The 10,404-nt window shown below is 60.3% G+C and carries 9 protein-coding genes; 4 read left to right on the forward strand and 5 right to left on the reverse strand.

Going from position 1 to position 10,404, the window contains the following annotated elements; translation table 11 throughout:
* The first annotated feature begins 26 nt into the window (after positions 1-26).
* On the forward strand, positions 27-410 hold the full coding sequence (locus tag V6N02_RS21725) for a DUF3461 family protein (protein WP_371229606.1): 384 nt from the start codon (positions 27-29) through the stop codon (positions 408-410).
* 43 nt (positions 411-453) lie between these two features.
* On the opposite strand, the gene V6N02_RS21730 is transcribed toward V6N02_RS21725, so the two are convergent.
* The 5 genes from V6N02_RS21730 to V6N02_RS21750 all read right to left on the reverse strand — a co-directional run bounded on the left by V6N02_RS21730 (position 454) and on the right by V6N02_RS21750 (position 7,041).
* Entirely contained in the window at positions 454-2,142 is a 1,689-nt protein-coding gene (locus V6N02_RS21730) for an ABC transporter ATP-binding protein (protein WP_371229609.1), read from the reverse strand.
* The gene (locus tag V6N02_RS21735) at positions 2,142-3,041 is read right to left on the reverse strand and encodes an ABC transporter permease (protein WP_371229611.1); all 900 of its coding nucleotides are present in this window, start codon (positions 3,039-3,041) and stop codon (positions 2,142-2,144) included. Before V6N02_RS21735 ends, V6N02_RS21730 begins: the two co-directional genes overlap by 1 nt.
* A gap of 16 nt (positions 3,042-3,057) precedes the next feature.
* Positions 3,058-4,008 (reverse strand): ABC transporter permease, encoded by a 951-nt coding sequence (locus tag V6N02_RS21740; RefSeq protein WP_371229614.1) that lies wholly within the window; start codon positions 4,006-4,008, stop codon positions 3,058-3,060.
* Between the two features lie 210 nt (positions 4,009-4,218).
* Positions 4,219-5,823: a 5-guanidino-2-oxopentanoate decarboxylase gene (locus V6N02_RS21745; RefSeq protein ID WP_371229616.1), complete on the reverse strand. Its 1,605-nt coding sequence runs from the start codon at positions 5,821-5,823 to the stop codon at positions 4,219-4,221.
* Between the two features lie 15 nt (positions 5,824-5,838).
* Entirely contained in the window at positions 5,839-7,041 is a 1,203-nt protein-coding gene (locus V6N02_RS21750; protein ID WP_371229619.1) for a pyridoxal phosphate-dependent aminotransferase, read from the reverse strand.
* A gap of 209 nt (positions 7,042-7,250) precedes the next feature.
* On the opposite strand from V6N02_RS21750, the gene V6N02_RS21755 reads away from it, so the two are divergent.
* From V6N02_RS21755 to V6N02_RS21765, 3 genes are all read left to right on the forward strand, one after another.
* A complete protein-coding gene (locus tag V6N02_RS21755) occupies positions 7,251-8,402 on the forward strand; it encodes an alpha-hydroxy acid oxidase (protein WP_371229622.1) in 1,152 nt (383 codons plus the stop codon).
* A gap of 27 nt (positions 8,403-8,429) precedes the next feature.
* A complete protein-coding gene (locus tag V6N02_RS21760; protein ID WP_371229625.1) occupies positions 8,430-9,869 on the forward strand; it encodes an NAD-dependent succinate-semialdehyde dehydrogenase in 1,440 nt (479 codons plus the stop codon).
* Between the two features lie 64 nt (positions 9,870-9,933).
* Complete coding sequence (locus tag V6N02_RS21765) at positions 9,934-10,119, forward strand: trimethylamine methyltransferase family protein (protein WP_371229628.1); 186 nt, start codon at positions 9,934-9,936, stop codon at positions 10,117-10,119.
* The last annotated feature ends 285 nt before the right edge of the window (positions 10,120-10,404 follow it).

The raw sequence follows: 10,404 nt of genomic DNA on the forward strand, positions 1-10,404 counted from the left end.
AAACCGATGTCCGAAAGGGACTGATAATGGCGAATTTTCCAAAACTGCACGAAATGGGGGTCCAGAATCCCCACGAAATCGCAAGGTACTCGCACTACACAACGGACGACTACGACATCCTTCGACTGGTCTACAATCGCAAGCCCGGCTCGCTGCTCCCGGTTAGCCGCAAGTACAAGTTTCCGCTTGTGAAAAAATCGGTTGTGACCGACAGCGGAAGTGGCAGAACGCAATCCATTCAGGAAAGCAGTCATATCTTCCGCGACGTCCTGCGGGAGCTGGAACAGGTCGAGCAGATGCGTGATCGAACCCAGGACGTGGCACGCACCATTCGGGACGAAATCCAACTTCTCGAAGAGGACATCGCGTCGCGCCTGAAATACATCAAGTACCTCAGCGAAAAGCTCTGAAAAACCTGCCCCGTGCGCGCGAAATCGCGACCGTCACGTCGGACTATGCATCCGCCAGGAAACTCGCCTCGCGACCCGCCGCGATCCGTTCGCGTTCTGCAATCGCGTCTTCCAACCAGCCGACCCGCATATGCGGCACGGACCCCATGAGGATCTTGGTGTAATCCTCGCTGGGATCTTTCATGACCTTTTCGGTCAAATCATCCTCAACAATCTGCCCTTTCAGCATCACCACCGTCCGATCCGCCAACGTGGCAATCGTCGAGATGTCATGGCTGATGAAAAAGAACGTCAGGCTCAGTGTCTCTCGCAGCTCATCGATCAGCGCAATCATCGAGTTGCGCACCACTGTGTCGAGCGCCGATGTCACCTCGTCACACAGAACCACCTCGGGGTTGGCCGCCAGCGCACGTGCCAGGTTGACCCGCTGCTTCTGCCCACCCGAAAGCTGCGATGGCAGCCGTTTCATGAAGTCACGCGGAAGCTTCACCTTATCCATCAGATCGGCGACGATATCGTCGCGCGCAGCCCCTTTTTCACCGCGCATGAAGGTCACTGGCCGCCCAAGGATCTTGCTGATCGTGTGCGACTTGTTCAGGGCGACATCTGCCATCTGCGGCACGAACTGGACTTTGCGAAGCTGCTCTTTGCTGCGCTGCTGGTATCCCGGCGGCAGGGCCACCCCGTTCAGGCGCACCTCGCCCTTGGCCGGCGGCAACAGCCCGGAAATCGCCCGCGCGAGCGTGGATTTGCCCGACCCGGACTCGCCCACGACACCCACAATCGTGCCCTTCGGCACGGTCATGTTGATGTCCTTGAGCACCGGAAAGGTCGGCTCGCCATTGGATTTGATCTTGCCGTATCCCGCCGTCACATTGTCCACGACCAGCGCCGCGGCCTCCTGCGGGTCTCGCGCGACCGGGTCCTTGCTTTCCTTTTTGGCCAGCGCCAGATCGGGATCGCTCGCCGACATCAGGATCTTGGTGTATTTCTTCTGCGGATGGGACACGATGTCATGCACCCCTTCCTGCTCCACCGTCTGACCGTTCAGCAGCACGATGATTTCATCGGCAATCTGCGCCACAACGGCAAGGTCATGGGTGACATAGATCGCGGCTGCATTCCGGTCACGGATCACATCCTTGAAGGATTTCAGAACGCTGATCTGCGTGGTCACATCCAAGGCGGTGGTCGGCTCGTCAAACACCAGCAACTCAGGCCCCGTGCTCAGCGCCATGGCCGCCATCACACGCTGAAGCTGACCCCCTGAAACCTCATGCGGGAACCGGTCCCCGATCTGATCGGGATTGGGCAGTTTCATGTCCCGATACAGCTCTTTGGCCCGGTCCAGGGCCGGGCCCTTGTCCATCAGACCATGGATCAGGTTGGGCTCGGTAACCTGATAGTTCAGCGACAGACCCGGGTTGAACGCCGCGGCCGCACTTTGCGCAATATACGACACGCGCGCGCCTCGAAAATTGCGCAGATCCTGCCCTTCAAGCGCCAGGACATCGGTGTCGCCCAGCCGGACGGAACCCTTGGTGATTTCCAGTCCCGGTCGGGTATATCCCAGCGCCGACAGCGCAATCGTCGTCTTGCCGGACCCGGACTCGCCGATCAGCGCGATGACCTTGCCCGGCTCGACCGAGAAATTGATATCCTTTACGATCGGATCGCCGCCAATGACAGGCGCAATCGTCAGATCTTTGACTTCCAGAAGAGGTTTGCTCATCAGACCAGTTTCCCCGCAATGCCGCGTCCCGAATGGGCGGTGTAGTCATCCACCATGAGGTTTAGACCAATGGTCAGTGACGCGATGGCCATGGCCGGATAGATTGCGGTCCAGCGACCGCTGGTCAGACTTGCGATGTTTTCGCGCACCATGGAACCCCAGTCGGCGGCCGGAGGCTGAACACCCAGTCCCAGAAAGCTCATGCCTGACAAAAAGAGGATGGTGAAGGCGAGCCGGATGCCGAAATCCACCACCAGCGGAACGACGATATTGGGCAGAACTTCCGAGCCAAGGAGCCAGAAGGTCCCCTCTCCGCGCGTCCGGGCGACCTCGATGTAATCCATGGCCACCTGATCCGCCGCAAGGGCCCTTGCGATGCGGAACACCGAGGAGGCATAGATCAGCCCCGTACAGATGATCAGGATCGGGATGGACGAGCCAAGCGCCGCAATCACCACGAGGCCAAGCATGATGGTCGGGAAAGATAGGAAAGCATCGTTGATCCGGCTGATCACCTGATCGACCCAGCCACCTTTGACCGCGGCAATCGTCCCCATCAAAGTGCCCAGTGTGGAGGCAATGATGGTGGCACAGAGCGCCATGAAAATAGTCAGGCGTGACCCGTGGATCAGCCGGGACAGCATGTCGCGACCGATATAGTCGGTTCCCAGAACATATTCATCAAAGGCCGGCAGGAAACTGTCGTAGGAGACGAACTCCTCCTCCGAATACGGCGCGATCCAGGGGGCGAGAAGCGCAATAAGCACCCAGGCGATGACAACGGCCAGCCCGATTTTCCCGCTCAGTCTCAGCCGGAACCGGTTGTCCGGAGCCGAGTCACCGCGCGCATCCACTTCTTCGCCAATGACTTCGACATCTACAGCGTCTTTTTCCGACATCCGTCCTACCCTTCAATCAATGGCCCGCGCGTCTGAGACGCGGGTTGGAAATGATCGCGAGGATATCGGCGATCAGCATGAAGATGATGTAGCCCATGCAGAAGATCAGCGCACAGGACTGCACCACCGCAAAGTCGCGTGTGGCCACTCCATCGACGATCAGCTTGGCAAGGCCCGGATAGGCAAAGACCGTTTCGACGATCACAACGCCGCTGATCAGATACGCCAGGTTCAGCGCGACGACGTTGGCAATCGGGCCAATCGTGTTCACCAGCGCATGAAGAAAGATGATCTTGGTACGCGAGACACCCTTGAGCATCGCCATTTCAACGTAAGGTGACGCAAGGATGTTCAGAACCGTGGCCCGAACCATCCGTGTCATCTGCGCGGTGATCACTGCGGTCAGTGTCATCACCGGCAGGGTCATGGTCTGGAAAAAATGCCCGACACCGCGGAACTCGGTCACATAAGAGACGGACGGGAACCACCCCAGACCCACGGCAAAGATGATCACCAGGATGCTGGCCAGCAGGAAATCGGGCGTCGACACCAATGTCAGCGACATGAAGGAAATCGCATTGTCCAGAAGGCTGCCCGGGAATGTCGCCGCCATCAGCCCGAGGATCACGGCCAGCGGAATGGCCACCAGCGCCGTGACCCCGGCAAGGATCAGGGTATTGCCCAACCGCTGCACAACAAGGTCGTTGATCTGCGTTCCGTTCGCCAGAGAGACACCCATGTCACCTGTCAGGAAACCGAACAGCCATTTGAAATAGCGTAAATAAGCCGGCTCGTTCAGGCCCATCGTCTCGCGCAACGCGGCCAGCGCTTCAGGGGTCGCAGACCGGCCCAGGACGGCTTGCGCCACATCACCGGGCAGGAGTTCGGTACCCATGAAGACGAGGACGGAGACAATCAAGGCTGTCACGAATCCGACACCAACTCGCTTTAGAATGAGCTTCCACATGCGACTTCCATTCCCTCCGTTTGCTTACGGTGCCTTGGCCCGGGCTTACGCACCCCAGTATGGAATACGCCCGCGCGAAACGCTACGCCCCGACTTGGCCGGGGCAGTGCGAATGCTCACTCTGTCCCGTCATCGTGCCCCCCCTCCACAAAACCCTGTGAAGTAAGCATGGTCTGGCGATTATACAAATGAATAATAACCTCGCAACAGTTAATACTCATCACTCTCGTGAATCTCGATCAATGTGGGCTTGTCCCCTGCAAGTGCGGCGCTCAAGGCGGCACGGTACTCTTCGGGCGTTGTGGCCCGGACGCCGTCCCAGTGCATCGACTTGGCCATGGCGACGAAATCGGGTGCCAGCGGGGACACAGCGATGGGATCAATGTCGGTCATCACAAAGAAGTCGCGAATATCGGCCAGAGAATTGTTGTGCCACACCACCAGAACGATATTCGCCTTTTCATCGGCGGCGGTCAGCATTTCCTCGACCGTGTACATCAGCCCGCCGTCACCGGCGAAAATGACCACCGGAACATCCGGGCGGCCCACCTGCGCGCCCACCGCCGCCGGAAGGCCATAGCCCAGCGTCCCGAATCCCTTGGGGTGCAGGAACTGGCGCGGTTTTTCCCAGCCCAGATTGGCGCGGAAGGAATAGGCAATCTGGGTCATATCCGTGACCAGAACCGCATCATCGGGCAGGATCTCCTGCGTCAGCTTGCCGATCCGCATGTGTTTCTGGTTCAACGCGGGCAGGGCCGCGTCCGAGTCCGCGCGAATGATCTTGACTAGATCCGCAGCCGCCTTTCGGGCCGGATCTCCGGCATCCTTGACGGTGTTTAGCAGGGCCTGCGCGGTCTTGCCTGAATCGGCACAGATGGCGACCTTTGCAGGCACCCGGTCAACCAGCTTCCGGGCGTCAATATCGACCCGGATCACCGTTCCGGCCACATCAAGCGCGCCTTTCAATGACCCCTCGAACGTGGCCCATTCCGTGCCGATGGCAAGCACCACATCCGCCTCCATCGCATAGCGGCGCACCGCATCCGAGGTCATGCGTGGCCCCAGCGACAAGGCGTGGCTTTCCGCAACAACCCCGTTGCCGGCGGTTGTCATCAACACCGGTGCTGCCAGTTTCTCAGCCAGTGCGCTCAGCGCGCCAGAGGCCGGGATCGCACCGCCACCGGCAAAGATCAGGGGCTTGGCGGCATCGTTGAGCAATTTTGCGGCCTCGGAAACAGCAGCCTCGGCGGGGGCAGCCCGTTCCGGCAGGCCAACGGGTTGCCATTGCGCGTCTACGGCATGGCCCAGAACGTCCAGCGGTACTTCAATATGTACGGGGCGCGGGCGGCCCGAGGAAAACACAGCAAACGCGCGGTGGATCAGGCCGGGCACTTCTTCGGCCGTCAGGGCCGTCGCGGAAAAGGCGGTGAAGGGCGCGGTCGACGCGCGCTGATCATCCATCTCGTGCAATTCGCCCCATCCCTTGCCAAGGGTTTCCACCGGCCCCACCGATGAGATGCACAAAAGCGGCACGCTGTCGGCATAGGCCTCGGCGATCCCGGTGGAGGCATTGGTCACCCCGGGCCCGGTGATCACGAAACAGACCCCCGGCTTGCCGGTCGCGCGGGCATAGCCATCGGCCATGAAGGATGCGCCCTGTTCGTTGCGGGTCAGCACATGCCGCACCGGACTGCCGACAAGACCACGATAAAGCTCCAGCGTATGCACCCCCGGCACACCAAAGACGGTGTCGACGCCATAAGTTTCCAGAAGACGCACAAGCGCCATGCCGCAGGTAAGAGTGTTATCCGACATTCGATCTGTCCTCGTTTAGGTGATTTTCGACACCGCCGCTTCGATCCGGTCGAAGGCGTCGGTCAGTATCTCTTCGGACGTGCCCAAAGACAGCCGAATATGCGTGTCACAGGAAAACGCCGCGCCGGGCACCGTGGCCACACCTGCCTCTTCCAACAGGTACAGCGACAGATCGCCCGAGCCACTGAGTGTGCCCCCGTCCGGCAGGCGGCACCCGATCAGGTCGGCCGCGGACACAAAGGCAAAGATGCCGCCGCCGGGTTTGGACAGCGACAGGCCCTTGATCGCATTGATCCGCTCCAGGCTCAGATCCCGGCGCTTCTGAAACGCGGCCGCCCGGTCTTTCAGGTAGTCCTGCGGCCCGTTCAGCGCGGCGATCGAGGCATATTGCGACATGGTCGGCGCCGATGACGCGGTTTGCGAAATCACCGCCTCCACTGCCGCCACCAGCGTTTCGGGCCCCGCAATATACCCCACCCGCCAGCCGGTCATGGCATAGCCCTTGGACACACCGTTCAGCACAACCACCCGGTCCCGCAGGTCCGGCGCCGCCATGGCGATGTTCACAAACCGGTGGCCGTCGAACATGATGTCCTCATAGACATCATCGCTGATGATCCACAGCTCGGGGTATTTTCGCAGCACCTCGGCCAGCGCCTGCAACTCGTCTTCGTCATAGAAGGCCCCGCTGGGATTGCTGGGCGAATTCAGGATCAGCAACCGCGATTTGGGCGTGATCGCCGCATCGAGCGCCTCGGGGGTAAGCTTGAGACCCGTCTCCTCGCGCCCCGCCACCTTGATCACGTTGCACCCAAGCAGTTGCGGGATACCCTCGAAAATCGGGTAGGCCGGGGTCGGCACGATCACATCGTCTCCCGCATCCAGGATCGTCTGCATCAGCGTGAACAAAAGCCCCTTCGCGCCCGGACCCGACAGCACCTCGGACATCGCATAGTCGATCCCGTAATCCCGCAGGAACTTGCTGCGGATCGCCTCTTTCAACTCGGGCACACCGGAATTGGCGGTATATTTTGTCTTGCCCTCCCGGATCGCCTGAATGCCCGCTTCGGCAGCATGTTTGGGTGTCTGAAAGTCAGGCTCGCCAAATGTCAGATCGATAATATCACGCCCCTCGCCGCGCAGCTTTGCGGCCCGCACGAACATCGTCGAAATCGGTGATTCCGATATCCGCTCCATTGATGCGCTGAGTTTTGGCATGGCGTTCTCCGTTCACTGCTTCTATACATTTGCATAAACACGCCCTCTAAGCCAGATAAAAGCCAATTGGAATACGCAACAATGACGAAACGGCAGAAAATCCGCTTGGCAGGAGTTTTCTCCCCCGTCGACAGATCCCAGCCCCCTCTGCCAAGGGTCGCACTGGCGGCCACAAGGACAAACGTCAGACGGACAAAGAAGACACCAGCGTGACCTCAGATCCTAAAGAAGACAATCGATTCCCGTCCATAGCAGATATGGAGGCCAGAGCCGCGCGCCGTGTTCCGAAATTTGCCTGGGACTATTTGCAAAGCGGCATTGGTGATGAGCGCTGTGTGGCGCGAAACCGCGAGGCCCTCGATCATGTTGACCTGACACCCCGATATCTGGACGCACCGGACGGATCCGCCAGCCTGAAATGCACGGTGATGGGACAGGCCTACCCTGCCCCTTTCGGGATCGCGCCAATGGGGCTGAGCGGGTTGATCTGGCCGGGTGCTCTTTCTGCGTTCGCCCGTGCGGCAGCGGCGCATGATCTGCCACTCGGCGTCAGCAATTCGGCCAATGAGGCCCTGGAAGACATCGCTCCACTGGGCGTTGAAATGTGGTTTCAGCTTTATCTGCGGAATGATGAGATCCTGCAAAGTGATTTGCTGGCCCGTGCGCAGGATACTGGCTGCGATACCCTGATTGTCACCATCGACATTCCGGGGCCGATCCGCCGCCTGCGCGACATTCGCAATGACATGATCTTTCCCATTCACCTGACCCCACGGCACCTTCGCCAGGCCCTGACGAAACCCGCCTGGCTGGCGGCTGTGCTGCGCCATGGCGTGCCGCGCTTTGCGATGTTCGACCGCTATGTCGAAGGGACACCGACGCTTGGGAACACTGCCCGGAAACTGGCACAGACCCAAGGGCCGAAAGTGACCGCCAGACGCCTGGCACAACTGCGCGCCGCCTGGCCCGGAACGCTGGTGGTCAAGGGCGTTCAATCGGTCGAGGACGCACGGCAAAGCCTTGACCTCGGGGCGGATGCGCTGGTTGTCTCGAACCACGGCGGCCGGCAGCTCGATGCCGCCCCCGACATCCCGACCACTTTGCGCCGCTTGCGGTCCGACCTGGGGCCCGCACCCTGCCTGATCGCAGATAGCGGCGTGCGCAGCGGGCTTGATATCGCGCGCATGATCGCCTGCGGTGCCGATTTCGTGCTGTTGGGCCGGGCGTTCTGCTACGCCCTCGCGGCAATGGGTCGGACGGGACCTGACCATGCATTGAACGTGCTGACGGCCGAATTGGCCGAAGCATTGCAACAAACGGGCTGCAACACCTTGCAAGACCTTCCGCAAAGACTTGCCTAACGCGGCAATAAGCCAAGGAAAACGGACATGAGCTACACCTACCAACAATACATCAACGGAAGCTGGTTTGGCGTGGACGGGCGAGAGAGTGTCCCGGTGACAAACCCCGCCACGAGGGCCGAGATCGGACAGCTGCCGCGGGCAACCGACGAAGACCTCGAAAACGCGGCCAGCGCCGCCGGTCGGGCCTTTGCCACATGGAAAGCCCTGCCCGCGCTGGAGCGGCAACGCTTCCTCGACAAGACCGCCGATATCCTCACCGAGCGTCAGGCCGATATCGCGCGCCTGCTGACCTCCGAGCAGGGCAAACCCTTTGACGAAGCCTTTGGCGAAGTGGGCGCCGTTGTCGATTTCCTGCGCTGGTTCGGTGAGGAAGGCCGCCGCGTCTATGGCCGCACCATTCCCTCCGCCGATGGCGTGACCGACTGGAGCGTGCGCCACGAACCTGTCGGCCCGGCCTTCGTGATCGGCCCCTGGAACTTTCCGGTCAGTGAGATTGGCGGCCACATGTCCGCGGCCCTCGCCGCCGGCTGCCCGGTCATCCTCAAGGCACCGCAGGACACGCCGGGCGCCCCACAGGAAATCATCCGCGCCTTTGCGGATGCGGGCCTGCCGGACGGTGTTGTCAACCTGGTCGCCGGGCGCTCGGGGCATGTGTCGGATTTCCTGATCGCGCACCCCGCCGTGCGCAAGGTCTCGTTCACCGGCTCAACGCCCGTGGGGATCGAGCTGGCACAGAAAACCATCGCACGGCTCAAGCATTCGACCATGGAGCTTGGCGGCAATGCACCCGTGATCGTGGGCAAAACCGCCGATATCGACGCCGCCGCCCGGCTGGTGGCAATGCGCAAGTTCCGCAACGCCGGACAGGTCTGCGTCTCGCCCAACCGGATTTACGTGCATGACAGCGTGCATGACCGCTTCGTAGCCGAATTCCTGCGCCATGTCGGGGATATCAATATCGGCAACGGGCTGGAGGACGGCATCACCATGGGACCGCTGGTGAATGCCCGCCGCGTCGGCGCGATTTCCGACCTGGTCGAGCAAACTCTCGACGCCGGTGCAGAGCTCGTGACGGGCGGCACCGCGTTGGACCAGGGCCCGTGCTACTGGGCGCCCACGGTTCTGGCCAATGTGCCTGAGACGGCGCCCGCCTTTGTCGAAGAAATCTTTGGCCCGGTGGCACCCATCAGCCGTTTCACGGATGACGCCGACATGCTGGCGCGCGCCAATGACGTGCCGGTGGGTCTGGCCTCTTACGTCTTTTCCAACGACCGTGTGCAGATCGACCTCTTCAAGCGGGGCTTGGCTTTCGGCTGTGTCGGGATCAACACCTTGTTGATCTCAAGCGCCGAAACGCCGTTCGGCGGCGTCAAGGACAGCGGCTATGGCCGGGTTGGCGGGCAGGAAGGGTTGAACGTCTTCTTCGAAACCAAATTCGTTGCGGAACGGATAAGCGCCGTCTAGCATCCAGTGCTGAAACTGCGACACCAGGACATAGCAAAGGGCCATTGAATCTGAAAAAGGCCGTATTGGACCAGACTTCAAACGATGGGTTTTCCCAAGCTTTGAACAATGGAGCGCTGCTGGCTCGGAGGACATGGCCCGCACCTCGCTGACAGACTTCGAAGCGCCCGCATTGGATCCTGATACCCGCAATGAGCTGGAGGCGTTTGTGGCCCGCCACACATCGGAAATCGATCCGGTCATGAGGTGAGGCAGGTCGCTTCAAGTGATGCCTCAGGTATAAGGTGAAGCGCTTTAGGTTTCGGCCTCTGACAACCAGGATAACACGGCCAGAAACAATTCTCGTTCGGTGGTGATATCGAGCTTTCTGTATATTCGCTTTCGATGGTTCTTGACCGTTCCAATACTGATCCGGGACTGTTGCGTTAATTTACTTGAGTCAAAACTACTGAGTTTGCCCTGCGTATCATGCGGCTCCGAACAGTTGACTGATGAACTGGATCTCGCCCTTCACACCTGGTTGTTTGTTATGAAT

Origin of the sequence: Roseovarius conchicola (genome assembly GCF_041403425.1) — a bacterium.
GTDB classification, from domain to species: Bacteria; Pseudomonadota; Alphaproteobacteria; order Rhodobacterales; family Rhodobacteraceae; genus Roseovarius; species Roseovarius conchicola.

What these genes read in the sequence shown, in the direction of transcription:
- V6N02_RS21725 (WP_371229606.1), top strand. Translation starts at nt 27, where the DNA reads ATGGCGAATTTTCCAAAACTGCACGAAATGGGGGTCCAGAATCCCCAC.
- V6N02_RS21730 (WP_371229609.1), bottom strand. Translation starts at nt 2,142, where the DNA reads ATGAGCAAACCTCTTCTGGAAGTCAAAGATCTGACGATTGCGCCTGTC.
- V6N02_RS21735 (WP_371229611.1), bottom strand. Translation starts at nt 3,041, where the DNA reads ATGTCGGAAAAAGACGCTGTAGATGTCGAAGTCATTGGCGAAGAAGTG.
- V6N02_RS21740 (WP_371229614.1), bottom strand. Translation starts at nt 4,008, where the DNA reads ATGTGGAAGCTCATTCTAAAGCGAGTTGGTGTCGGATTCGTGACAGCC.
- V6N02_RS21745 (WP_371229616.1), bottom strand. Translation starts at nt 5,823, where the DNA reads ATGTCGGATAACACTCTTACCTGCGGCATGGCGCTTGTGCGTCTTCTG.
- V6N02_RS21750 (WP_371229619.1), bottom strand. Translation starts at nt 7,041, where the DNA reads ATGCCAAAACTCAGCGCATCAATGGAGCGGATATCGGAATCACCGATT.
- V6N02_RS21760 (WP_371229625.1), top strand. Translation starts at nt 8,430, where the DNA reads ATGAGCTACACCTACCAACAATACATCAACGGAAGCTGGTTTGGCGTG.